General features: G+C 50.5%; 20 protein-coding genes and 3 pseudogenes. 10 read left to right on the forward strand and 13 right to left on the reverse strand.

The window, feature by feature from the left end:
- Nucleotides 1-3: 3 nt before the first annotated feature.
- From IPL17_RS12750 to IPL17_RS12790, 9 genes are all read right to left on the reverse strand, one after another.
- Nucleotides 4-2565, reverse strand: coding sequence for a glycoside hydrolase family 3 C-terminal domain-containing protein (locus tag IPL17_RS12750; RefSeq protein ID WP_345307468.1), 2562 nt, complete (start codon nt 2563-2565; stop codon nt 4-6).
- A 165-nt stretch (nt 2566-2730) separates the two neighbouring features.
- Nucleotides 2731-3534 (reverse strand): carbohydrate deacetylase, encoded by an 804-nt coding sequence (locus tag IPL17_RS12755; protein ID WP_345307469.1) that lies wholly within the window; start codon nt 3532-3534, stop codon nt 2731-2733.
- Nucleotides 3535-3776: 242 nt separating this feature from the next.
- On the reverse strand, nt 3777-4745 hold the full coding sequence (locus tag IPL17_RS12760) for a BadF/BadG/BcrA/BcrD ATPase family protein (RefSeq protein ID WP_345307470.1): 969 nt from the start codon (nt 4743-4745) through the stop codon (nt 3777-3779).
- A 73-nt stretch (nt 4746-4818) separates the two neighbouring features.
- Nucleotides 4819-6117, reverse strand: coding sequence for a 6-phospho-beta-glucosidase (locus IPL17_RS12765; RefSeq protein ID WP_345307471.1), 1299 nt, complete (start codon nt 6115-6117; stop codon nt 4819-4821).
- Nucleotide 6118: 1 nt separating this feature from the next.
- Entirely contained in the window at nt 6119-7207 is a 1089-nt protein-coding gene (locus IPL17_RS12770; RefSeq protein ID WP_345307472.1) for a carbohydrate ABC transporter permease, read from the reverse strand.
- 17 nt (nt 7208-7224) lie between these two features.
- Nucleotides 7225-8193: a sugar ABC transporter permease gene (locus IPL17_RS12775; protein WP_345307473.1), complete on the reverse strand. Its 969-nt coding sequence runs from the start codon at nt 8191-8193 to the stop codon at nt 7225-7227.
- Between the two features lie 79 nt (nt 8194-8272).
- The gene (locus tag IPL17_RS12780; protein WP_345307474.1) at nt 8273-9784 is read right to left on the reverse strand and encodes a sugar ABC transporter substrate-binding protein; all 1512 of its coding nucleotides are present in this window, start codon (nt 9782-9784) and stop codon (nt 8273-8275) included.
- Between the two features lie 85 nt (nt 9785-9869).
- Nucleotides 9870-10901 carry a LacI family DNA-binding transcriptional regulator gene (locus IPL17_RS12785; protein WP_345307475.1) on the reverse strand — a complete coding sequence of 344 codons (1032 nt, stop codon included), beginning with the start codon at nt 10899-10901 and terminating at the stop codon, nt 9870-9872.
- A gap of 203 nt (nt 10902-11104) precedes the next feature.
- Nucleotides 11105-12322 carry a hypothetical protein gene (locus IPL17_RS12790; protein WP_345307476.1) on the reverse strand — a complete coding sequence of 406 codons (1218 nt, stop codon included), beginning with the start codon at nt 12320-12322 and terminating at the stop codon, nt 11105-11107.
- A gap of 163 nt (nt 12323-12485) precedes the next feature.
- On the opposite strand from IPL17_RS12790, the gene IPL17_RS12795 reads away from it, so the two are divergent.
- From IPL17_RS12795 to moeB, 4 genes are all read left to right on the forward strand, one after another.
- Nucleotides 12486-13775, forward strand: a complete 1290-nt coding sequence (locus IPL17_RS12795) for a DUF58 domain-containing protein (protein WP_345307477.1) — start codon at nt 12486-12488, stop codon at nt 13773-13775.
- Nucleotides 13757-13933, forward strand: coding sequence for a hypothetical protein (locus IPL17_RS12800; protein WP_345307478.1), 177 nt, complete (start codon nt 13757-13759; stop codon nt 13931-13933). Before IPL17_RS12795 ends, IPL17_RS12800 begins: the two co-directional genes overlap by 19 nt.
- A 218-nt stretch (nt 13934-14151) precedes the next feature.
- A complete protein-coding gene (locus IPL17_RS12805) occupies nt 14152-16113 on the forward strand; it encodes a transglutaminase domain-containing protein (RefSeq protein WP_345307479.1) in 1962 nt (653 codons plus the stop codon).
- A 159-nt stretch (nt 16114-16272) separates the two neighbouring features.
- Nucleotides 16273-17427 carry a molybdopterin-synthase adenylyltransferase MoeB gene (gene moeB / locus IPL17_RS12810; RefSeq protein ID WP_345307480.1) on the forward strand — a complete coding sequence of 385 codons (1155 nt, stop codon included), beginning with the start codon at nt 16273-16275 and terminating at the stop codon, nt 17425-17427.
- 135 nt (nt 17428-17562) lie between these two features.
- Here moeB and IPL17_RS12815 read toward each other — a convergent pair whose 3' ends face one another.
- Both IPL17_RS12815 and eno read right to left on the reverse strand, forming a co-directional pair.
- On the reverse strand, nt 17563-18687 hold the full coding sequence (locus tag IPL17_RS12815) for a VIT1/CCC1 transporter family protein (protein ID WP_345307481.1): 1125 nt from the start codon (nt 18685-18687) through the stop codon (nt 17563-17565).
- A 58-nt stretch (nt 18688-18745) separates the two neighbouring features.
- The gene (gene eno / locus IPL17_RS12820) at nt 18746-20041 is read right to left on the reverse strand and encodes a phosphopyruvate hydratase (RefSeq protein WP_345307482.1); all 1296 of its coding nucleotides are present in this window, start codon (nt 20039-20041) and stop codon (nt 18746-18748) included.
- Between the two features lie 185 nt (nt 20042-20226).
- Between eno and IPL17_RS12825 the strand changes: the two genes are divergently transcribed.
- On the forward strand, nt 20227-20859 hold the full coding sequence (locus IPL17_RS12825; protein WP_345307483.1) for a toll/interleukin-1 receptor domain-containing protein: 633 nt from the start codon (nt 20227-20229) through the stop codon (nt 20857-20859).
- Between the two features lie 29 nt (nt 20860-20888).
- Here IPL17_RS12825 and IPL17_RS12830 read toward each other — a convergent pair.
- Together IPL17_RS12830 and IPL17_RS12835 are read right to left on the reverse strand one after the other, a co-directional pair.
- Nucleotides 20889-22585, reverse strand: a pseudogene (locus tag IPL17_RS12830) (CTP synthase).
- A gap of 179 nt (nt 22586-22764) precedes the next feature.
- A pseudogene (locus tag IPL17_RS12835) lies at nt 22765-23138 on the reverse strand (roadblock/LC7 domain-containing protein).
- 115 nt (nt 23139-23253) lie between these two features.
- On the opposite strand from IPL17_RS12835, the gene IPL17_RS12840 reads away from it, so the two are divergent.
- From IPL17_RS12840 to IPL17_RS12860, 5 genes and pseudogenes are all read left to right on the forward strand, one after another.
- Complete coding sequence (locus IPL17_RS12840) at nt 23254-23499, forward strand: hypothetical protein (protein ID WP_345307484.1); 246 nt, start codon at nt 23254-23256, stop codon at nt 23497-23499.
- Nucleotides 23496-23693 (forward strand): hypothetical protein, encoded by a 198-nt coding sequence (locus tag IPL17_RS12845; RefSeq protein ID WP_345307485.1) that lies wholly within the window; start codon nt 23496-23498, stop codon nt 23691-23693. The genes IPL17_RS12840 and IPL17_RS12845 overlap by 4 nt, the downstream gene beginning before the upstream one ends.
- A gap of 23 nt (nt 23694-23716) precedes the next feature.
- On the forward strand, nt 23717-23881 hold the full coding sequence (locus IPL17_RS12850; RefSeq protein ID WP_345307486.1) for a hypothetical protein: 165 nt from the start codon (nt 23717-23719) through the stop codon (nt 23879-23881).
- 5 nt (nt 23882-23886) lie between these two features.
- On the forward strand, nt 23887-24471 hold the full coding sequence (pth, locus tag IPL17_RS12855; protein ID WP_345307487.1) for an aminoacyl-tRNA hydrolase: 585 nt from the start codon (nt 23887-23889) through the stop codon (nt 24469-24471).
- A 6-nt stretch (nt 24472-24477) separates the two neighbouring features.
- Nucleotides 24478-25889, forward strand: a pseudogene (locus IPL17_RS12860) (hypothetical protein); the annotation flags it as partial.

The following is a 25889-nucleotide window of genomic DNA, read 5'->3' on the forward strand; positions in this document are numbered from 1 at the left end:
AATTTATTTTATTTGCGCCAATTCTTTTTCTATTTTTTCAACCATTGTCTGCGGTACAAAACCGGGGTGATTGAACGCAACTTGTTCGAGGGTTAGTTCTGCGGCCATTTTCATATCTTCCATGAGCAGGAATCCGCCAATATGTTTGGAAAGAATTGCGCGGCCATTCGGGTCGTTGAGCAGGGCGCTGATGGTGAGACCTGCATGCAACCGGGCGGCGCGTTTTTCTGCCTCAAGTGTGACGTTTCCACTCAAGCGTATGTCGCGGCTGGATGAGCCGACGAGAATTTCAAATTCACCCGCCTCCGTTGCCCAGACGTTCATGGTCGAATTGAAATACCAGAAGGCTTCGCGGTCGAGGGTAAATGTTACTGTTTTGGTTTGCTGTGGATTAAGTTCAATTTTCTTGAAGGCTTTGAGTTCCTTTTCAGGCCTTGCAAACGTGGACTTGATATCACGTACGTACAGTTGAACGATTTCCTTGCCCGATACTTTGCCTGTGTTGGCCACATCTACTTTTACATTGACTGTCTGATCGGGCGTGATCGCTTTTTTGCTGACGCGCAGATTGCTATACTTGAATGTGGTGTAGGAAAGTCCATGACCGAAGGGGAATAGCGGAGAGACATTCTTTTTCTCGTAGTAGCGATAGCCGACAAAGATGCCTTCTCCATAGCGGACTTTCCCATTCTCACCGGGGTAATTGATAAACGCAGGGTTATCTTCCAAACGCACGGGGAAGGTGGTCGGTAATTTGCCAGATGGATTCTCGTCACCGAATAAAATATCAGCGAGGGCATTGCCCTGTTCCTGGCTGTTGTACCAAAGCTGGATCACGGCTGGCACTTTTTCGATCCACGGCATTTCTGTGGGCGAGCCGACGTTCAAAACTACAATGGTATTTTTATTGGCTTTGGTGACTCTTTCGATCAATTCGTTTTGCGCGCCAGGGAGTTTCATGTCTGCGCGGTCAAAGCCTTCGGATTCCCATTCACCATTTAAGCTGGCGACCAGTACAACCACATCAACTTTCTTTGCAAGTTTCACCGCATCGCCGATCAGGTCTTTCGAATGCGGCGGTTGATGACCGATGCTGACTCCGCGCCAGCGAGGACTGCCCTGCCAGTAATATTCCAATTTAATGGGATATGCTTTTCCGCCTTCGAGCTTTATTTCAGCGATGAGTTGTTTGCCCATATCTGTTTCAGATGAATGGTCGATGATGAGTTTGCCATCTAGATAAAGTTTGCCCCAGCCAACAGCCGAAAGCGATAAGGTATGGGTGCCTGATTCTTTCGGTGTGAAGAATCCTTCCATGCGCATGGAAAAGGATTCCTGGTCCACCTTGGGAACAGATGTGTAAAACCATCCATGCTGAACGCGGGTTGTGGTTTCAGAATAAACAGCGTCGCCAAAACCTTCAGTCCCGTTGAACAGGCTGAGGTTAAGTCCGATGCGTCCGTCTGCGGTGGATAATGTTTCGGGGGCAGGCGCAGGCAGGTTCTTGTGGATAAAGCACCCAGGCGCGTAATCCACTTTGATGTTTTTGCCTGCGCGATTCTTGATCCCCTCAAACGGGGTGATGACATAATGCGGCGCGACCGATGAACTGCCGCCGCCCAGGATCTGCGCGGCGTTTGCATATGGGCCGATGACCGCAATGGATTTGACTTTCTTGAGCGGAAGCGTGCCGTCATTCTTGAGGAGGACGATCGCTTCCTGCGCGGCCTGACGAATGATTCTGCGGTGCTGAGGCTTGTCCTTCCCTTGTTCAGGCTGGAGCGTTGGGTTTTCAAACAGATTTGCCTTTTCAAGCACACCCAACAAACGACGCACTTTATCATTGATCACAGCTTCTGTGACTGAGCCGTTGGCGATTGCTTTCTTCACAACTTCGATCGACATCCAACGCGCAGGGCCTGGCATTTCGAGATCAAGTCCGCTGGTGGGGACTGCTTCATCGTACGTGCCGAACCAATCGGACATGACGATACCTTCATAGCCCCATTCACCTTTGAGAATTTCAAGCAGGGAGTGGTCGTACTGGCAGGCATAGGTCCCGTTGACGCGGTTGTATGAAGACATCACCGCCCACGGATTGGCATTGCGAATCGCAATGCGGAACGGCTCAAGATAAATTTCGCGCAATGTGCGTTCATCCACTTCGGAGCTGATCGAGAAGCGTTCGTATTCCTGATCGTTGGCAATGAAATGTTTGATGCAGGCACCGACGTTATGATCCTGAATTCCTTTGATATATGCGCTCGCGATCATGCCGCTCAGGAAAGGGTCTTCGGAATAACATTCGAAGTTGCGTCCCGCGATGGGTGTGCGGTGGATGTTGACCGTGGGGGCAAGCAGGATGTGCGCGCCTTTGGCCTTTGAGTTCATCGGCCAATACGTTGCCAACTTTTTCAACCAGATCGGGATTCCATGTCGCGCCAAGCGCCGCGCCGATGGGTGTGGCAACCGAAGGCGTCCCCATGCTTCCCCAGGCACCGCGCGCGCCGTTGGGGCCGTCGGTTGTTTTGAATTGCGGAATACCCAGCCGTGGAATGGCGACACTGTGCCACAAATCCGCGCCTGCGAGCATGGATATTTTTTCGTCGAGAGTCATTTGTTCGAGCAGATCATCAATACGTGACATGGGTACCTCTGAAAGGGTGGTGATTTGACAATGGCGATAGACGGTGGACCGTAACAAAATGGTCTATTGTCTGCGGTCTACGGTCACAGATTTGCAAATGTAATTAGTTCAATGCTGCGCGCTTGAATGGCTTGTTTGATGGCTGGATCAGTGAGGATCTTTAATTCTGTTTCGCGCTGTGAGTTATAGGATGATTCTTTCGCGAAGGCATCGTCCACATAACCAGGGTGGCACATGATCTCAGTTGATCCGTCTTTGAGGTTGTTGATAATGCCGAGCAGAATTTCCTGCGTAGCTTGTTCATCGTAAAAATCAACGATGAAAACATCGGGATGGCGCGGATTGAATTCCTTGATCAGGGAAGGGCCTTCTATAAAAGTTTGTTTCAGTTCACTTGAAATATTGTTTGTGAACGGAAAACGGATCGAGCAGTCATATTCTTTTGCCAATTCAAGCATTCCGCGGAATAGGGCAGGTGAAAAGAAGGAAGAATGGTGATGAGAGTCAAGATGCGTTGGCTTGCGTCCCGCCGCGTTAATAAAGGCCTCGATCTGAGCGCGCCATTCTGCTTTGACTTCGCTCATGTCAATTTGATCTAATTTTGAAAGGAGGATGGCTAGTTTTAAAAAGCTGCCATCTTCGTTGGTGATCGTTTTTAATTGATCACGCGGGAGAATCGGTTTTTCAGCCGTTAAAACGAGATGAACACCCAATCCAAGATTGGGCGTTTCGCGCATGGCGACGCCAATATCCACTGCGGTGGTGGGGATGTTCATCATGCAGGTCGTGGAGGTGACCACTCCGCGCAGGTGCGACTCGCGGATACCGCGTGAGATATCAGGACTGCGTCCATAATCGTCCGAGTTAATAATAAGGCGTTTCGACATTCTTTACTCCTTCAAGGTGTGTTTGCTAAAGATCCACAAGCTGTCCAGTGGTGCCTTGTAAATAAAGGATGAACGCTTTGTATGAATGGCGAATTGCTTATGGATTTTCTGGAGACGAGTTTTAGTGGCGCGCGGTTTATGAGATCGTTTTCAACTCTCAGGTATTGTTGGAGTTTGCCTGGACGAAAAAAATGCCATTCGTGCGCCGAACAGGCAAAGGGTCAGAAAAGAAGCGCTGGGCTTTATTGTGCAAGCAATCTTTTGATCTGGTTTCGCTGTTCCAATGTCAAGAGTAATCCGCTTGCTTCCATTCCTAATAATACAGCACCGACAACCGGTTTCACTTCGGCAGGAATTAATTTTGCCTTGGGCGCGATGGCATGGACTGTTTCGCGCATGGGGGTGATGAGCGGCTCTCCGCTTTTGAACATGGATCCGATCAGGGCGATCTCAAATTCGAGGGTTTCAAAATTAAGTTGGCGGATCACCGCTTTGGCCATCTCGCCAAGTTCCATGCCTGCCCATTTGACAATTCGTTGTGCTGCGGCGTCTCCCTGTGCGGCGGTTTGAAAAACAATGGGAGCGGCATCAGCACCAATCACATAATGTTCTTTTGTGTATCCTTCAATGAGGTCTTCAAGGTTGTTTGCGCCGGCGTATTTGATGAAGGCTTCCGCCAGCAAGGTGGGCGGCAGGCGTTTTGTCCACGAGTAACCGATGATCTGCATGGTGCGAACGATTAGTTCACTTGCACCTGCGTTTTCGCCCATATAGTAACCGTATCCGGTAACACGGCCTTCGCGTTTGTGTTCTTTATCCCAGCCGCGGCAATTGCATCCAGTACCAGAGACGACCGCAATTCCCCAGCCTTCGCTCGTACCTGCCAGCAAGCCAAGCACTACATCGTTGACCATTATGTACGGGGCGTTCAACCCGAGGTTGGAGATCGTCTGTCGCATCCAGGGTTCTTCTGCAGACCAGTCGTATCCTGCAATGCCAAAACCTGCCCCTGCAATTTGATCTGCATGAATGTTTGCGGTTGTGAGAGCGCCATCCAAAGCTTCGCGCATGGATTGTTCCATGCCGGCGAATCCGACAACATTGCGGTTGCCCGGCCCGCCCCGGCATTCACTGATATGGTTGCCATATTCATCCACGATCAGCGCGGCGGTCTTGGTTGAGCCGATGTCTATCCCGAGGTAGTATTTCATCTAACAATTTGCATATTAATTTTGAATTATGAACTTTGATGAAGAAACGCCTCAAAAGGCGTTTCTTCATGTCTTATTTGAAGAATTGCGGCAGGTGTTCACGATGAGTTTCTAGCATATCATCGAGGACCTTCTGTACTTTATCTGCCTTGGGGCCAATGGGGTGGACGAGCAATGCCTGATACGCCGCATCACGGTCACCATGGACAGCGGCTTCAACGGTCAGCAGTTCATAGGCTTTGATCGCGGCGATCAACCCGAAACATGAAGCGGGCAATGGGTCAGCGGCGATGGGAGTAATGCCGCTCTTCTTCACCAAAGATGGCATTTCCAGTACCCACTCCGCGGGCCATTCTTTCACCGCGCCATTGTTCTTGATATTGACCACATGGGTCTCGCCGAGGTCGTTGTAATGTGCGTTGAGTAATTGCGTCGCAACGGTTGAATAATATGCGCCACCACGTTTCATTAAACCAGCCGGAGGCTCGTTAAGATTAGGGTCAGAGTAATCGCGCAATAATTCCTTTTCTACTTCGATCACTTCTTCAGCGCGTGACGGCGGCCACTTTTCCTGCTCTTTTAATTTTTTATCTGTGTGATAAAAATACTGCAAATAATAGTTGGGCATCATCCGCAGCACTTCGATGGTGCGCGAATCCCATTCGGGATGTTCTTCCGTCTTTAATTTTTCGATATATGCCTGAATGACTTGTGGCCAGACATCTTCACCGTCTATTGTGAAACCACGATGCCAGGAAAGATGATTCAATCCGAGCGTTTTCAACTCTGCCCGCTCCGCATCAATTTTCTGACCTGTAGCCTGCTCTAAGCCTTCGATGATCTTCATCTTCGCTGTGATAGGGACGTTGCACACGCCCACAGCGGGTGTCTCCGATGCGTATTGGCTTAGCGCTTGTGTGACAAGCCCGGCAGGATTCGTAAAATTCACCAACATCGCGCCGGGTTTGGCAAGTTCCTGCATATCTTTGGCGATCTTGAGAATGACTGGAATGGTGCGCAGGGCTTTACCCATGCCACCGACACCAGTAGTTTCCTGCCCGATCAAGCCGTGACGCAGACCAAGATATTCATCGCGTTTGCGCGCTTCCATGTGACCCACGCGCAGTTGCGTCGTGACATAGTCCGCATCTTTCACGGCAGCGCGTTGGTCAGTAGTGAGGATCACCTTGAATGGGGAGCCTTTTGCCGCCACCATACGCTGCGCGAATCCCCCGACGATGTCTAGGCGCTCCTTGTCAATATCCATTAGCCATAATTCATTGACAGGAAATTTATCCAGCCGCGCGAGGAATCCATTGATAAGTTCGGGGGTATAGGTGGAGCCGCCGCCTATTACAGCAACTTTAAGCATTTTATTTTTCAACCCCTGTAACCACAATTCCCTGCATGAACTGACGTTGAGCCAGGAAGAACATTACCGCTGGCAGCAACATGGCGAGAACAGCCGTTGCCGCTGAGCGACCCGGATAGGTGCTGAACGTGGTCACAAACTGACCGATCCCGACGGAAACCGGGTATAACTTTTCATTGCCTAACAGATATACAAGTGGCTCAAAGTACTGGTTCCATACGAAGAAGAAATGGAAGATAGTGACTGCGGTGATCGCGGGTACAGATTGGGGAATGATGATCGAGACCAGGATCCGCAATGGATTGGCTCCGTCCAACATGGCCGCCTCGTCCAATTCCTTGGGGATGCTCATGAAGTACTGGCGCAATAGAAAGACATCATAGGCATTGGCAAAAAATGCAGGTACCAACAGGGGAAGCCATGTGCCTGTCCAACCCAGCTTGTTGAACAAGATATACAGCGGGATGATCGTAGCCTGAGGCGGCAAAACAATTGTCGAGACCAGGATCACAAATAGTATGTTCTTACCCGGTAATTGGAATCGAGTGAAGCCATACGCCACCAAAATGCAGGAGATCAGAGTGCCGATGGTGCCGACCCCTGCAAGGACTAAACTGTTTCGAAATAGGCGCGGGAAATTGACCTGGTCCCAGGCATCGGTAAAGTTCTTCCAGTTTGGGGAAAATTTGTAAATAGCGTCCCAGGTACGCCAGCGGCCTTTAACATTAAATACCCCTTCCTCCGGGTGAGCGGGGTCTACCATGTCGCTGTTCTCGCGGAATGGGCGTACCAATGCCAGACGACGGGTGCTGCCATCTTCGGTAGGTACGTTATATAAAGGATAGTCTTCCCCTTCATAATTGTATGTTGATGGAGCAGCCGGCCATAGAGGCGCGCCAACCGTGGTCATTTGTGAATCTAACTTGAATGCCGTGGCGAGTACATAGCCCAACGGCAGCAGAAAGATCAATAGCGCCAGCAACCCCAGGCCGGTCACTCCGATCATAGACAAGCCTTCGCGAAGAATAGGCAAAAATCGCCGGTAAATGGGTGTTGTGGATGAACCGTGGGAAACAGATGATGTTGCCATAATGGAGTTGCTCCTGTTTAGGAAGTCTCGCCGCTGGCGTAATACACCAGCCGCTGGCCAAAGTAGAACAATAGTCCGGTGGCAAGCATTGTCACCACAAAGATAACGATAGCCAGAACCGAGGCATATCCCATGCGGCTAAAGACAAACGCTTCGCGATAGAAAACCATCGGGAAGAACAATAATGATGCTTGCGGATCGCCATTCGTGCCGCCGATCAACAGCGCAGGGACAAAGAATTGGAAAGCCAGAATGATGCCAATGGTGATGTTATAAAAGATGACGGGCGAGATCATCGGCACAGTGATATAGAAGAATTGCGTGATCGGGCCGGCCCCGTCCACTGTGGCTGCCTCGTAGAGTTCAGTTGGCACGCCTTGCAAACTGGCCAGCAGGATGATCATGGCGTTGCCTACCGACCAAATGGCAAGTAAGTTAAGCGCAAAACCAGCCCAAGCCGGGTCGGTAAACCAGCGGGGCGGGTCGGTGATACCCAGAGCCTGGAGAGATAGATTTAACCAGCCAGACTGGGCATTCATGACACCACCGAAGATAATGGTGCCAGCTACGACCGGGATAACGGAAGGTAAATAAAATAGAGTGCGAAAAAGGCTGGAAGCTACCAATCGGCGTGAATTGACCAGAACCGCCAGAAGCAGCGGGACAATCAACCCAAGTGGAATGCCGATCAGTGCGAACTTGAGTGTTACACCCATGGAGGGTAGCGCGAGTGGGTCTATAGCGAATTGCTTGTAATTATCCAAGCCGACAAAATTGAAATTCCCCAACTTGAATTCCGAACTGGCAGAATAATCGGTAAAAGACAGGAAAACGGTGAACAAGATGGGAAGTAATTGGAAGGCAAAGAACCCGATGATCCAGGGAGATAGGAACAAAAATCCATGAGTCCACTGGCGTCGGGTTCGGGCAGTGACTCGGGGACGGGACGGGGCAGATGCGAGGTTGGTGCGGGTGACAGCGGACATGGCGACTCCTCATTGTCCTGGCCACAACCCTTATGGGTTGTGGCCAGGAGCATATTAGCACTAATCTCTAGATTGAAACTTAGGGCGCAGCCTTCTTATACGCTGCATCAAGATCGCTCTTGAGCTTGGCGATGGCTTCATCCATATTTACATCCGGGGTCTGATCCATCATGGTGCGGAAGGCGCCGAAGAGGCTATTGGCATCGGCCAAGTTTGGCAGCCAGGCTTCATGATTGGGCAGGTCTGGGTAGGCGAGCATGGCTTCAGCAACGGTCCAGTCGATCTTGTTTGGAGCAGCTTTGGCATCCAATGATGCAAAGAATGCTGCACGATCGGAAACAACGGCCGGAATGCCACCGTACATAACGGGCAGTTCCGGATCAGTCACCATATCGCTCAAAACTTTGAAGGCAACTTCCTTGTTCTTGCTTTCTTGCATGATGGCGAAGGTGTCGCCATGGAGTTTGGCTGTTGTCTTGCCATCAATGCTCGGCATCACGGCAATATCCCAGTTTGTCTTGGACATATCAAAACAGCAGGTGTACCAAGTGTGGGTCCAGGACATGGCTACGTTGCCTGAAGCGAAGAGATTGCCTTTGTTGAATTGATCGCTGTTCTGATAATCAGCATTAGGCATGAAATTGTTCGTCCAGACGCCGTCATAATACCATTTCCAGGCTGCGGCATAGCTATCGGGAATGACTGCACTGTTGGTAGCTGGGTCATAAGGTATCCCGCCGTCAAAGAATGCGGCGACACCACGGGCATCTGTCCACTGTTCAAAGAAACCGAATTGAGTGACATTCTTGGGGTCGAAATCAGCGCTGGTGGCGTCATTGCCATTCGCATCCACCGTCAATTTCATTGCCAGATCTTGGAAAGTAGCGAGATCCCAAGGCTTGCCGTCATATAATTCGCCAACTTTGTGAGGCGGGTAAGGCAGCTGAGCTTCATCAAACAAAGTCTTATCATAAAAGATGAAGGATGGGAACAGGGCAAATGGGAGACCAACCAACACACCTTCGTCCGAGGTGAAGTCCAAAAGTTGTGGGTCATACTTGGTCAGATCATAGGATGCTGCATCGGCCAAAGATTTGACGTCAGCCCAGGCGCCCTGGAAGCTGGCGCGGCCAGCCTTACCGACGGGTCCAACGATCTCGGGGGCGTTTCCGCCAGCGACTAAGGCGCGCAAGGCATCATACGAATTCGAGCCAGTGTTGTAGACGATGTTCAACAATACGCAGGCTTCCGTCTGTGACTTGTTGTAATTTTCAACCCAGGCTTTTTCCAACGGGACTACATCAGCATTGGAACCACCACCGAGACCGACGAACCAGGTCACCTGAGTGGAGCCCGGGGCGCAGCCTTCGCCGCCAGTTGTTACTGGAGGAGGAATGGTTGGGGTCGGGACGGCGGTTGGCGCTTCAGTCGCGCCGCCGGCGGGAGCTTCAGTCGCCGCAGGGGCGTCTGTTGCGGCGGGAGCTTCAGTTGCAGCAGCAGGCGCTTCAGTTGCGGCTGATCCGCCACCACATGCTGTAAGGACCATCGATGCGATGATCAGCAGAGACAAAACATAAAAAATTTTTTTCATGGTACTAATTTCTCCTCATATAGAATTTGAAAAAGCAGCTTTGTCAAAAACAGGGTCATTACTAACGAAAGCGTCACCTCCTTTTTCATTGATGATTCAAGTCATTACAACCACACGAGCGTCGAGTGATCAGTTCGGTCGGCAATAATGTAACATCTGCGAGGAACTGTTTATCGAAAAGGGAAAATAATTGTTCTGTTGCAATTCTTCCCACAGTTTCTGTGGGAGCGGAGACTGTAGTAAGCGGGGGCGTCAGGAATGCCGAGAATCCCAAGTCATCAAACCCGATCACCGAGATGTCCTCTGGAATTCGATAGTGATGGTCCTGCAATGCCCTGAGTACTCCGATCGCCGCATCATCATCGCCTGTAAAGATCGCGTCAAACGGAACCTGATTTTCGGCAGTGATAAATTTACTAAGTGCCTGATATGCGGTGTGGCGTTCGAAATCTCCATTAAGCACCAGGCGCTCATCAAAAAGAATGTCATTCGCCATCAGCGCAGCCTTGTATCCCATTTCGCGCCAATGCGAATCTTCCTGATGAATCGGACCGCGCATCAGCATGATCCGTTTTCTTCCATGGACTTTGATCAGGTGTTCGATTAATTCAAATGTGATTTTTTTATTTTCAACTGTAACGCTGGGGATTTTTAGTGATTCAGGCGGAGTCCGATGCACAAGAACCATCGGAAAATTTCTGGCATGTAATGCTATCAAATCCTCGTCAGAGAGGCCGTCAGAAAAAACCAACATCCCATCCGTATTGTGCGGGCCGATGGGGGGGGGCATATCCCGGTTGTCTGAGTGATAGGTGGCTATCACTAAATTGTAATCATGTTTTCGAACAACCCCTTCAATTCCATTCAAGAGGGGCACGAAAAAATCGTTATGCAGGTTATTTAATAAAAGACCGATCACATGGGTCTTTTGAGATGCTAGTTGGCGGGCTGCAGAATGAGGCACGTATCGCAATTCAGCCATTACCTGTTTTATGCGCTCCGAAGCTCCCTTTGAGATCGGTGCATTGCGGTTGATATAACGACTTACTGTAGCCACAGAAACACCAGCCTTCTGAGCTACTTGTCGAATGGTAACGGAGTGAGATTTGATCGTCATAATAACGTGTAATCTAATGTAACCGGTTACTGTAACCAGTTACATTATTTCATATTTGTAAGGTTAGGTCAATATCCAACTTCCTTAAAAAATCTATTACACGTGATTTCCCATAAAAGTAGTGCGAATTTCCAAAAATAATGGAAATTCGCACTACAGCCCCGCTTTATCAGTAATTTTTAGTTCTATTCTTGATCAGTAGCCTATCCCACCCACAAATCAAAACTAAAAAGTAAAACCGACATGCCCATCAATAATATACTTGCGAGAGTCCAGGCTTTGTCAAAGACCTTGTTCTTTCCAAGATGCCCCAACATGATGAACATTGCCGGCGCAATTAACATATACCGCGCCATGCTTTGTGCTGATCCGCTAAAAATTGAAAGCAAAACAACTGCTAGGCTGAATAATGACACAATGGGATCACGGCGAATCAGCCAGATGCTTCCGAGCAATGCCGTAATGGTCGTTAACACTTCGATACTGAAATAGATCAAAGCCTCCTGACCCGTGGCGCGCGCATAAGCGAACGCGTTATACCAACTGGCAACGGAACTTTGGATCGACATTAATCCCCTTCCAAAATAAAACGATTGTAATTCCGCCCATCCTTCACCAAGCGGGGAAATGCGCCAAATAAAATATGCGGCGAAGGGCAATAAAGCAAACAAGCCTTGCAGCAGCCACTCCCAATTTACCTGTGTGCTTATTTTCGATTTCCAATTGATGTTCATGATCCATGCGAAGATTAATGGCAGGCATAGCGCCGCGCCGTGTGCGCGGGTTAACGCGGCCAGCATGCCCAGCAGGGAAGCCAGTGCCCACTGTTTGCGTTTTGTCAAAGCCAGAGAGGAGAACGCTAACCCAACGAATAAACCTTCTGTGTAGATTTGCGCAAAGAAAAATGCCGACGGAAAAATGAGCATGTAGAATATAGCCCGCTGCGCGGTTTCTTCATCAAATAGGTGCAGCGTTAGATCCCATAACGCGAACATGCCTGCCAATGTCCCAAGCAATGTAACGATCAAACCAGCCAGCGTCGCCGTCCCAATTGGCGATAACCCAAATAAATTCAATGGCAAAACCAGTGCGCGCATAATATATGGATAGAATGGAAAGAACGAATAATTTTTTATTACCATTTGACCTGTTGCCGGATTTTGAACACGACCCGCTTCAGGGTCATCGTAACCGCCCACTGCGATGCCAAGATAATATTCAGAATCCCATGCCACCTGGCGATTCATAAATGGTTCATTTAAATAGATTTTATCGCTGTTGCTTGCGAACGTTGTTTCACCCGCGCTCCAAAATACTGATCTATCAGGCCGCTGTAATTCCGTGCGGGTGGTCGCGACCCATTGAAATCCGTATATCAAAACAAACCAAGCGAGCCATAATAAAATTAAGTAACGTTTCATGTTTGCACCTGTGCTTGAAGATGAATGAAATTGTTTGGATCCAAAGCTTGATCCTTTTTTAATTTGCGCAATATCGTACCACCAATTGATTTGTATAAGAAGAAAATAATTGGCGGTGATCGGTGTGAGTTACCCTTTCGCATCCAGAGCGTATAATGGAAATATGACAGCGCGTGTGAGACTTAACTCCGTGTTATTGCCTTTGTTGATAATTGGGATACTGGGGATGCAATTGCTCGACCCATCAAAAATATGGCAAGCCTTGCTTGTGGCGTTTGGCGGGATGTGGTTGATCGCAGCATTGTGGGTATGGTCCTTGAAAAGCCATTTACGCTTGACGCGTGAAGTGCGTTTTGGGTGGGCACAGGTGGGCGATGCGCTTGAAGAACAGTTCACGCTTACAAATGACGGCAGCCTGCCCGCGACCTGGGTGGAAGTGATCGACCATTCGAACTTGCCGGATTATTCCGCCGCACGCGCGATCGGTATTGACGCCAGGTCAACGAATACATGGCATACAAGAGGAATATGCAAGCGCCGCGGTGTCTATGAATTGGGCGGAACCTCATTGCGAAGCGGCGATCCATTTGGGATTTATACTGTTGAAATTTTTTTACCGGAAAAGTCAACAGTGGTGATCATGCCGCCTGTGATCCAACTGCCCGCCGTCGAGATCATGCCGGGCGGCTGGATGGGCGAGGGGCGTCCGCGTCCGAATATTGTTGATCAAACCGTGAATGCGGTAACTGTGCGTGAATATACCCATGGAGACAGCCCGAGAATAATTCATTGGCCGACCACTGCAAGGCGCGGAAAATTGTATTCACGCATGTTGGATGGCTCGCCCGCCAGTGACTGGTGGATCGTACTCGATGTCGATTCGAAAACCCAGGCGGGTCAGGGTTGGGAGAATACGATCGAGCTTGGGATTATTCTGGCTGCCTCGGTTGCAGACCGCGGCTTGCGCGCGCATCATTCCGTGGGATTGCTCGCGAGCGGTGAACAGACAATCTGGTTGAAACCAAATTCGGGCGAACGCCATCGCCTTGAAGTTTTGCGCGCGCTGGCGATGCTCGAGCCAGGCAGTTTATCGCTTGAAAAATTACTTGAACGGGCCAATCCAACTCTGGGGAATCGCATCAGTTTAATTATCATCACATCGTCCGTGACAAATGATTGGCTGCCCTCGCTCACTCATTTGACCTGGAAGGGAATTAGTCCAACCATTCTTTTGATGGATCCCGCGTCATTTGACGCCCCTCAGAGCGCCGACTCACTAGCCAGCCTGCTCTCCGAAATGGGAATTTCCTGTTTCATTTTAAACCGCGGTCTCCTTCAACAACCTGATGCTCATCCTGGCTGGAGAGGACAGTGGGAATGGCGCATTACGCCGTCAGGCCGGGCGGTTCCCGTGCGCCCGCCCGGCGACCTGACATGGAAGAGGCTTGGATGATATTACGAGCCATCTTCAAACGCCTTTTCCAAATTCATGAATTGATCCTCCTGCTCTCGCTGCTGGCTTTGGCGTGTTTGCCAATTGGATTAAGGGGAATTGTCCGCGATGCGGTATCAGTCTTCTATTACCGCTTACTCTTATTGGCGTATTCCTGACGTGGCAGCTTACAGCCTGGAATGTGCGAACGCTATTTTCGGGATTCGCTTTATTGATCCTCGGGCCGTTGGTTTTGTATATTCGTATTGGTCGAGTGGGGGATTCGTTATTTGAATTTATCAAACAGTCGTTATTTTTTATTTTCGCACTCTTGCAGCGATTGCTTTACAAAACCCCAATTGATATGGTCGCTTTTCTTTCATCGAGGGATGAATTTTTGCAAAAAATATTTTCCTTGAGCGGACGATTCTCATTGTGGTTGACCAGCTTTATTAATGGGATACAAATCGAGGATCCGGTTGTCCGAACATTGATCTGGAGCATGCTTCTCTGGCTGATCGCGGTTTGGGCCGGCTGGCAAATTTTTCGGAATAAAAGATTTTTGGCGGGTATGCTTCCTTCCACGGTTCTGTTTGTTCTTGTTCTCGATTATACCGGCGGCGGGAATACGATCTTGTGGCTTCACCTTGCTTTGCTATTGTTCCTGTTCGGGTTGACCAATTATAAAAATTTACAAGTCCGCTGGAATACCTCACATACCGATTATGCGGAAAGCACAAGTTTCGACACGTTGGTTTGGGTTGGCGTGCTTACACTGGGATTGGTAGCCGCCTCTTTTATTGCTTCTACTTTTTCCATCAAAGATATCATGGATGATCTTCGCGAAAAAAGCGCTGGGGGAAACGAATTACGGGCGGAAGCGCTGGGGCTTGAACCTGTAAAAAATAATGCCACCCGGATTGGGTTGGGAAAAGGACTGCCTCGTTCTTTTTTGTTGAGCGCTGGACCTGAATTATCTACACAACTCGTGATGACTATTTCCACAGGGGAACTGTCCCCCATGCCACAAAACGCCCGCCCGACGATTCCCCGTCATTATTGGCGCACATTGACATATTCCATTTACACAAGTTCAGGTTGGACAAATCCCTCCATATTGACCCAGGATATTCCTGCCGACCAGGTCTTGATCGAAGCGTCAAACCCTGATGATCATATCCTCCAGACAGAAGTGACATTTCACAGCGCTGAAAATGATAGATTGTATTGGACAGGCAGACTTGTCAGCGTGGATGTTCCGTTTAAAGCCGCCTGGACTTACGGGTCATCGCTTGAAGGCGATCTATTTGCCGCGCTCGCATCTGTCGAGTCGTACCAGGCTCAGTCCATTCTGAAAAATATCAGTGCGCTGGAATTGCGTGAATCATCCAGTGTGTATCCTGATTGGGTACGGGATCAGTTTTTAGCGCTGCCTGATTCGATGCCCGAGCGAGTATTGGCATTGGCGCGCGATCTGACCGCCTCCGAGCCGAATCCATACGACCGTGCGCTTGCCATCCAAAATTATTTGCGCGAATTCCCCTATACACTGGATGTTTCCACTCCGCCCGTGGGCCGCGATGTGACTGATTATTTTCTCTTTGATCTCAAACAGGGCTATTGTGATTACTATGCCACCTCGATGGTTGTGCTTGCGCGCGCCGCGGGCTTACCCGCGCGTTTGGTTGTCGGTTATGCAAATGGTTCTTATGATCTCGAGCGCGCTCAATATATCGTTACTGAAAATTATGCCCACTCATGGGTTGAGATCTATTTTGCAAATATCGGCTGGGTTGAGTTTGAACCTACCGCCAGCCAGAATGTGATCTTGTATGAAGAAATAAATACCCCAACGGCATCAGCGCAGGAACCATTGGTATTGAAACCTGATTTTATGCAAAGATCTATGCATTTCTTGGAGGGTGCTCTAAAAAATACATGGCTTTTCTTCCCCTTGATTTTTTCCTGTCTTTTGTTATGGATGGGATTTGACTCATTGTATCTTGTTCGTGCTGATCCCTTACGAACGATCCAAATAGTATATAAACGTCTGCGCCGCCTTGCGCGGCCAATTACAGGATCTGCTTCAAAAGATCAGACAGCTCATTCGTTCGCCTCCAGCCTTGTTCAGAGTCTGTCTCTCGTCGCGGCTTCATCTCGATTTCGAAAATGGTTTATGCTGTCTCAGCATGAGATCGATCAATTAACTGAGATTTATTCGCGCAGCTTATTTGCACCTTTACCGTTAACTCGCGTAGAGGCGCATGGCGCGGTTCATATATGGTCGCGTTTGCGGTGGAGATTGATGCTGGCAAATGTATTGGGGATTATTTATAAGATAAGTAAGTTTCGAAAATGACCGCCTTATTTCATCCTGAGCGCACTTACTTTCTGCGGTAATATATGTGATATAGGCATAAATCGGAATCATAAGACTTGATATTTGCTCAAATACCTTTTAAGAGAAGGATTTTATGACCACCATTCTCATTGCTGGTATCCTCGGCGGAGTATAACCATGTCCACAGAACTTTCACACGAAGAGATTTTGCGCTATTCACGTCACCTGCTCATTCCAGAGGTCGGACTGGAGGGACAGAAAAAGCTCAAGGCTGCGTCTGCGCTGATCGTTGGCACCGGCGGACTTGGCTCGCCGGTTGCCCTGTATCTGGCGGCGGCGGGAATTGGCCGCATCGGTCTGGTCGATTTCGATGTGGTTGATTCGAGTAACCTGCAGCGTCAGGTTATTCACGGCACAGCGACCATTGGCCAGCTTAAGGTTGAGAGCGCGCGGGCGCGTTTGCGAGATCTCAATCCTGATATTCAAATCGATGTATACAATGAGCCGTTCACATCTGAAAATGCGATGCGGATCGCGGCTCAGTTTGACATCCTGATCGATGGTACTGATAATTTTGCGACCCGTTACCTGACAAATGATGTCTGCGTTTTTCTCGGCAAGCCGAATGTCTATGGCTCCATCTTCCGATTCGATGGGCAGGCCAGTGTTTTTGATGCGCGCAACGGTCCGTGCTATCGTTGTCTCTTTCCCGAACCGCCTCCGCCCGGGCTTGTCCCATCCTGTGCGGAGGGCGGCGTGCTTGGAGTTTTGCCCGGCACCATTGGAACGATCCAGGCCACCGAGGCGCTCAAGATTTTGTTGGGGATCGGTTCACCGCTCACTGGAAAACTATTGCTCTATAACGCGCTGGATATGTCCTTTGATTTCGTGACACTAAAAAAGAATCCAAAGTGCCGTGTCTGTGGACCCAACGCGGATATTAAAGAATTGATCGACTATGAAGAATTTTGCGGCGTGCCAGGGCGCGGCCACGATGAAGGTTCGGCAGGCGCAGGCTGGGACATTGACGCGCCGGAACTTGCCGATCTGCTTGCCCGACCCAATGCGCCAATTTTGTTGGATGTGCGCGAACCGCACGAGTTGGAAATTTCAAAGCTGAATAATGCGCTCAACATTCCGCTTGGCAGTCTCGCGGCTCATCTCTCGGAACTGGATAGCGCGCGAGAGATGGTTGTCTTTTGCAAGGGTGGAACCCGCTCAACCCGCGCGCTTGAATTGCTGGTGAGCGCTGGATTTAAAAAAGTGAAAAACCTGCGCGGCGGGATCAATGCCTGGGCCAGATCAGTGGATACGGATCTGCCGATCTATTAAGAGGAATCCTGCTTTTGCTGGAAGTCACACAAACCAATCAGCCTCTTTCTTTTTGAAAGAGGCTGATTGGTTCATATATCTTGGGATATTTTTTAGATACCGAAACTTCCCCGCCTGGAAAATTCTTTGGCTATGTTATGCCAGGGACACCCCGATCAACCTCCCGATGCCGTAGGTTAATGCGGCCGCGATCAACCCGACCAGTACTTGTCTTGTTCCTGAAAATAAAATGCCGCGGCCGGTCATCAACGTAATGGCTGCGCCAATGATGAAGAGACCGATGCCGCTGATGGCCATGCTCATGTAGATGGCAAAACTCCCGCTCCAAAAGAAGAATGGGAAGATGGGGAAGACAGCGCCGACGGCAAATAAGAAGAATGAGGTGAACGCGGCTTCATAAGCCGAGCCGCCCAATTCTTCCGGGTCGATGCCAAGTTCTTCGCGCGCAAGCGTATCTAAAATGCTGTCTTTGTCAGCCATCATGTGCGCGGCCAGTTCACGCGCGCGGTCTTCGGGCAATCCCTTGGATTGATAGATCAACGCAAGTTCTTCCTGTTCTTCTTCGGGACTATTGGCGATCTCTTCCGCTTCGATCTTGATCTGATTCTCGTATAACTCGCGCGAGCTTTGCACCGAGAGCCACTCTCCCAAAGCCATTGACCCTGCTCCGGCCAGCAGACCAGCCATCCCTGCGATCAAGACCGCGCCGTTGTCGTTGGTCGCGCCTGCTACGCCCATCACCAGACTTAATATCGAAACCAATCCATCGTTGGCTCCCAGCACAGCCGCGCGCAAGGCATTGCCTCCGCCGCCGCGATGACGTCCTTCCATTTGTGCGACGCTGCCACCGGGCAATCCGCCCGAAGCATTGGAAGCCATGGATAACATACGCGCGTGAGATTTTTCATCGCGTGAAAATTCATGCGCTTCTGACTCTGGCTGACCGTCGTAGGCGTTGCTGTCCGCTTTTTCATTGCCAGCGATGGTCGGAAGAACGAATTGCGGGCCGAAGCGTTTTGCGAGCCAGATCAGGATCCGCGCGCGTTGGCTGGGTCTTCGTGCGGGAAATTTAACATCCAACGCGCTTAGTTTTTTCTCCCACCCGGCCGCGTGTTTTTCTTCGCTGGCTGCGAGTTTCTTGTAGACTTCCGCCAGTTGCGGCTGCTTTTCTGATTCTGCCAGCGCGAGATATAAAGCCGCCCCGTCAATTTCCTTCTGCCTGTTGGTTAAATATCTTTCCGCATCTTTTTTATTTGACATAATTCCTCCCGAGAATATAAAACTCCGATGGAGATTTTCCCCATCGGAGTTTTGATTGCTAACTTCTCAACGCGTCCCAGCCTGCGTATGTTGCGGCATCGCCCAACTCCGCTTCGATCCGCAGGAGCTGATTGTATTTCGCCACGCGGTCTGAACGGGCCGGGGCACCGGTCTTGATCTGACCTGTGTTGAGGGCCACTGCGATATCGGCAATGGTGGCGTCTTCGGTCTCGCCTGAACGGTGAGAGGTGACCGCGCGCCAGCCTGCGCGTTGACACAGGTCAACGGCTTCGATGGTTTCTGTCAACGTGCCGATCTGATTCACTTTCACGAGCAAGGCGTTCGCGGCTTTTTCCTTGATGCCCTTGCGCACGCGTTCCGGGTTTGTGACCAGCAGGTCATCGCCGACGATCTGGAGTTTGTCGCCCAATTTTTCCGTCATCAGGCTCCAGGAAGCCCAGTCGTTTTGCGCGAGACCATCTTCGATCGAAACGATGGGATAGTCCTTGACCCACTTGGCCCAGAACTCAACCATCTCTTCGCCGGTCAGCTGACGGCCTTCCTTGCGCAGGTTATATTTTTTGGTCTTCTCGTCATACAGTTCGGAGGCGGCGGGATCGAGCGCGATCGCGACATCCTTGCCGCGGCCCGCTTTGAAGCCAGCCTTCTTGATCGCTTCGAGGATCAGTTCAACAGCTTCGTTGTTGGCTTTAAGCGCAGGGGCATATCCGCCTTCGTCACCGACGAGTGTGCCGTAGCCTTTTTCCTTCAAAACGGATTTGAGCGCATGATAAATTTCCGCACCCCAGCGGACACCTTCCGAAAAGGACGGAGCGCCGAAAGGCATGACCATGAATTCCTGCATGTCGGTGCTCTGCCAGTTCGTGTGCGCACCGCCGTTCATGATGTTCATCATCGGGACGGGCAGGACATGGGCATACACGCCGCCGAGATAGCGATAGAGGGGCATTCCAAATGAATTTGCCGCAGCCTTGGCAACCGCGAGGCTGACGCCCAGGATCGCATTCGCGCCGAGCTTGGATTTATTCTTGGTGCCGTCCAGGGTGAGCAGTTCGGCGTCAATATCCTTTTGCTCGGATGCGTCCCAGCCGAAGAGTGAGTCTGAGATGATCCCGTTCACATTGGCAACGGCTTTTGCAACGCCCTTGCCGAGATAGCGTTTCTTGTCGCCGTCACGCATTTCGAGGGCTTCATGAATGCCGGTGGATGCGCCTGAGGGAACCGCGGCGCGTCCCCAGGCGCCGTCCATTAATACCACTTCCACTTCCACGGTGGGGTTGCCGCGTGAATCGAGAATTTCAAGCGCGGAAATACTTTCGATCGTTGTATCCATTTTTTTACTCCTGATCATATTGATTTGTAATGATTATTGTTTTGGGAAAAGCGCCTTAACAATGACAATGTTACTCAACAAGTATAATCGCATTTTATTCGGGAATTGTGAACTGTTCGTAAACAGGTGAGTTTGAACACTGCTGTATAATCATGAATATTTCAAGCTGGGAGTGGTAAACCAAAATGTCTCGCGAAAACGAAGATACGAATAAACATACGGCAGACGACAGAAGCATTATCATCAACGGTGATATGAATAATTCGAATATCATCATTGGCGATAATTCAAGCTTGACTACATCACTGCCTGCCCGCAAAAGCGAAGGATCAGCAGAGAGTCTGCCGCAAACCGTTGCCGCGAACGAATTGATGGGAGCCAAGTTGATCCCGTTCCTTTGTTACGCCAAGGAAAATTCCAGCGGCGTGCGTGAGTTTCGTGAGCGCTTGCGGACGGAAACCTGGGTGGACCCGTGGTTCGACGAAGAGGATATCCTGCCTGGCCAAATGTGGGAAGGCAGTGTGACGGAAGCCGTGCACAACTCTCACGCGGTCATTGTCTTTCTATCCTCGATCGCAATTCGGACGGAGGGCTTTTTTCACAAGGAGTTGAAACTCGCCTTGGATGCCGCCGCCGAAAAACCAGACGGCACGATCTTCATCATTCCCATTCGCCTGGATGTTTGCGAAGTGCCGGAGCGTTTACAGCCCTACCAGTATGTGGATTATTTCGGCGATGACGCGCACAAGGATCGCGTATATTCCAGTTTGATCAAAGCGCTCAAAGTACGCGCCGAAAATTTGGGGATAAAAATGTAGGCGTGGCGGAAATTTACTAAAAATTTATATCATCGTCCCGAAGGTTTAGGAAATCGTCTTGGTTTCCAAACCTCGGAGGTCGGATTCAGCCGAGCCTTTTTCGGGATGATGTCTACTTTCCTCGTCACCCCTTCTTTCTTCCGCCGTTCCTTCAATAATCCCACGAACAAGGGATGCGGCTTCATTGGGCGCGATAAGAATTCAGGGTGGAATTGACTCGCGACCATGTAGGGATGATCTGCCAGTTCAACGATCTCGACCAATCTACCGTCTGGTGATACGCCCGAGAAGACCATGCCGTTCTTCTCGAATTCGGCGCGGTAGGAGTTGTTAAACTCAAAGCGGTGACGATGCCGCTCGTCCACTTGAGAGAGTGCATAGGCGTCCGCAGCCTTCGTCCCCTGTTGGAGCAGGCACGGGTACAGTCCGAGGCGCATCGTCCCGCCCATGTCGGTGATCGAACGCTGATCGATCATCAGGTCAATCACAGGGTGTTCCGTGCCCCGATCGAATTCTGAAGAATTCGCCTCTTCAAGATCAAGCACGTGGCGGGCAAAGTCAATGCACATCACCTGCATACCTAAACATAAGCCAAGATAGGGAACTTTATTCTCGCGCGCGTAGCGAGCCGCCAAGATTTTTCCTTCAATACCGCGTGAGCCGAAACCACCGGGCACAAGCACGGCATCCGCTTCCTTGACAACTTCCCAGCCTTTATCTTTTTCCAGATCCGCGGAATGTACCCAGCTGATCTCAACTTCAACTTCATTCGCAAGCGCGGCATGTTTGAGCGCTTCACGCACGGACATATACGCATCCTGTAATTCAACATATTTGCCAACCAGCGCAACCTTGACCGAAGGCTTTGGCTTGCGCACATCCGCCACGAGTTTTTCCCACGGCTTCATGTTTGGCTGGCGCTTTGCCTGCAAGCCAAGTTTGGTTAGCACCAGTTCGCCGACGCCCATTTTCTCGAGCAGCAGGGGAACTTCGTAAAGTACATCCGCGGTTTTCATTGGGATGACAGAATCTTTCCGCAGAAGAGGGCGATCTTCTCGCAGAGATTTTTTTCCACATCCTGATCTGCGCGCGCGATGATGATGTTCGGCGAGATGCCGATCGAGCGCAGCGCCGCCACCGAATGCTGGGTTGGCTTTGTCTTAATTTCACCCGTTGCGCCGATGGTGGGCAGCCAGGTGACATGTACGAACAAGCAGTTCTCGCGCCCCACTTCATTGCGGAGTTGGCGCAAGGCTTCCAGAAAAGGCTGTGACTCAATATCCCCGACCGTCCCGCCGACTTCAAGAATGACGATCTCTGCGCCTGTCTCTTTGGATACCAGACCGATGCGGCGCTTGATCTCGTTGGTGATGTGTGGAATGACCTGAATGGTCCCGCCCAGATAATCTCCGCGGCGTTCCTTGGCGATGGTCTCGGCATACACCTGTCCCGTGGTGAAGTTGCTGACGCGGGTCAGGCGGTTGTCAATGAACCGTTCATAATGACCGAGGTCAAGATCGGTTTCTGCGCCATCATCCAGCACGTACACTTCGCCGTGTTGATAGGGCGACATCGTGCCTGGATCAACATTGATATATGGGTCCAGCTTTTGTACCGCCACGTTGAATCCGCGTTCCTTGAGGAGCAGTCCCATTGCGGCGGCGGTCACGCCTTTACCAACCGATGAAACCACTCCGCCTGTGAAAAATAAATATTTTGTTGTCATAAGTCATCTCCCATAAGATTTATGTCATTGCGATGAAGCGATCTCGATTTTCTGCGACAGGATTGCTTCGGGCTGTCGCCCTCGCAATGACATATATTTAACAAAAGAGAATGGGGAGGGCGTTTAAGCCCTCCCCATTTGGGGTTGTCAGTTTTTCAGGGTCGAAAATTTCCTTTTGTTCATCCGACCAGCTTCAATAGGTCTTCAGCGGCGCGGCGCATTTCGAGGAAGATCATACCGAGCTTGGCTTCCTTGCGCGCCATGGCGGTCAAAACGGCTTCTTCACCGATGGCCGTCAGCACAATAAAACCGTTATCGCCCTTGATATAAACCTGCTCAAGGACTCCGCGTCCCAATTCACCGGAGATCGCTCGCCAAGGCTGAGCATGGCCGCAGACATTGCTGAAACGCGGTCTTCTTCCACGCCCTGCTGCAACGCAGACGCCATGATCAAACCGTCCACAGAGACGATGGCAGAGGCTTCAATGTCTGGGGCAGACGCCTGCATATTGCGAAGGCGTTCCACCATTTGGTCAGAGCGGGATTTTGTCATAAAGCGGTCTCCTGAGGGTCGATCAACTGCCTGAGTTTACCAGAAAAATTATTATTCGAGAATTGCACGCTTGTTTTCATGAAAAAGATTTGCGATTTGACCCTGCCCCTCCTTCATGTTAAACTTACCGATTGTCATGTTCCATTATTTGCTTGCTTTTTCCCTGATTTTCTTCGCTCAAACGGCGGAACCTTCGATCCTTACACCTCAAACAGGGCAGACTTTGCGCGGACAGGTGCAGATCATGGGAAATTTGGATGTGATCAATTTTTCATCTGCTGAATTGGCATTCGCGTATAGCGCTTCAGACGCCGCCCAAACTTGGCGTGGTTCGTCCTTCAGACAGTTTCCCAGCCCGTGAAGGATGCCGCCATTGCCGTGTGGGATACCACTTTGCTGACAGACGGTGATTACACTTTGCGTTTGAGAGTCTATTTTCAAGATGGCGCTTCGCAGGATATTCTGATTCAAGACTTGAAACTCCGTAATGATGTACCGCTCCCGACCGAAACTCCCACCGCCACAGCAACATTGACACTGACCCTGATATATTGATCCCAACGTCAACACCAACGCGCTTGGCTGAAGTCACTACGCTGAAATTCCCTTCGCCGATTCCCTTGCCGACAAATCCCGCCTCTTTGACCGTATCCGCGCTTTACATCACTTTCGGGCGCGGCGCTTTGATCGCATTAGTCCTGTTCGTGCTCTTTTCCTTGTTACTTCGTTTACGCAGGAATTAATATTCATGACTGATACCTTTCTCCTTGTCGGCTTTGGCAACCCCGGCCGCGAATACAAAGACACCCGCCATAACATCGGCTTCATGTTCATTGACCGTGTTGCAGTGGCCTTGAACGCGCGCGGAATGAAATTGCAGTCCAAGGCGATCGTCATGTCCGCGCTGTATGAAGAGCGCAAGGTGATCCTCGCCAAACCGCAGACGTACATGAATCTTTCGGGTCAATCGGTGCAGGGACTCTTGCACTTCTATAAATTGCCGCCGGAAAATCTGCTCGTTGCGCATGATGATCTTGACCTGCCCTTCGGCACGCTTCGCATCCGTCCCGCGGGCGGTCCTGGTGGACAGCGCGGCATGGCATCCACTATTGAGCAGCTTGGGACGAAGGAATTTCCGCGTTTGCGTTTGGGGATCGGACGTCCGCCGGGCAGGATGGATCCCAAAGATTATGTTTTGCAGGAATTCTCCAGGGATGACCTAAAACTCCTGCCTGAGATCTTAGACCGTGCTGCGGAAGCCGCGCTTGAATTTGTGATCAAGGGGCTGAATGCTGCCATGAATAAATATAACGGCGATATAAAAGAATCGTAACTGGTAATGGAACTTCTCCTCAAAAATATTCGTGAACTAGATCAATATCAGCAGCTGCTGGTCCAAGCCAGGGCGGGCAAAGCCATTGCCGGGCTTGGCTTGCCGCGTTCTGCGCGCCTGCCAATTCTTGCAGCTCTGCATGGTGATCTAGATCTCCCCATTGTGCTCATCACGGACCGCGCCGACCATGCCATGTCATTATTTGATGAGCTTGGCTTTTGGGTGGATTCGCCGCGCTATTTATTCGCGGAACCAAATCCGCTATTTTATGAAGATGCGGCCTGGGGAATCTCAACCCGTCGTGACCGCTTACAGGTATTGACCGCGTTGTCTGCGTATCATTTGCCGTTCGCGAAGAAACCCGCAGTCCCGCCGATCATTGTCACCTCTGCGCGCTCGTTGATGACGCGCACATTACCGCGGCGGGATTTTCTCAAAGCCTGTAAAAAACTGACCATCAACCAGACCATCCAACCCGATGGATTGATCCGTGAGTGGGCGAGGATCGGCTACCAGCGAGTCAACACGGTCCTCGAGCAGGGTCAATTCTCACATCGCGGCGGTCTATTGGATGTTTGGCCCGCGACCGAACCCAATCCCGTGCGTCTTGATTTCTTTGGCGATGAGATCGAAACCATCCGCCAATTTGACCCTGCCACACAGCGCACAGTTGAAAAACTTGAATCCATTCTTGTCACGCCCGCGCGTGAATTTTTAGCGGATACTTTCGACGCGCAGATCCAACTTTCTGAATTCCATATTCCGCTGCTGCATTCAATGCCGTCCTCGTTGCTGGATTATCTGCCTTCAAAAGCATTGATGCTTGTGGATGATCTTAGTCTCGTCGAGGCGATGGCGAATGAGGTCGAGGAGCAGGCGGTCAAACTTCGGCAGGAGAGTATTACCGAAGGCACGCTTTCTGGAAATTTTCCGATCCCGTATTTTCCGTGGTCTGAACTACATGACGATCTGAGCGATTTTTCCTCGCTTGAGTTGGGGCATCCAACCATCGCGCAGGCCGATGATCATTTTGACCTGGCTTCCCAGTTTGGTCATGATGAAAGATTTGGCGGCAGGCTCAAGCCCTTTATTGATTATCTCGTTCCGCTCTTGGAAACTGGGGAGCAGGTTTTTATAGTCTCGCGTCAGTTTTCCCGCTTGCGTGAATTGTGGCTTGAGCATTATCCCGATACGAATTTTGAAAACTTTAAGTTTGTCGAAGCCTCGCTTTCGGAAGGCTTTACGCTAAACACGACTCCCGCCACACATCTGATCACGGATTCAGAAGTCTTTGGTTGGGAGCGCCCGCAGTCGCGGACTCGTCAGCGTCCCACAGCGGATACACCTGAATCGCTCTACGCGGATTTGCTGGTCGGTGATTATGTCGTCCATATTGATCACGGCATTGGACGGTTCGC

Source organism: Candidatus Villigracilis saccharophilus (genome assembly GCF_016711665.1).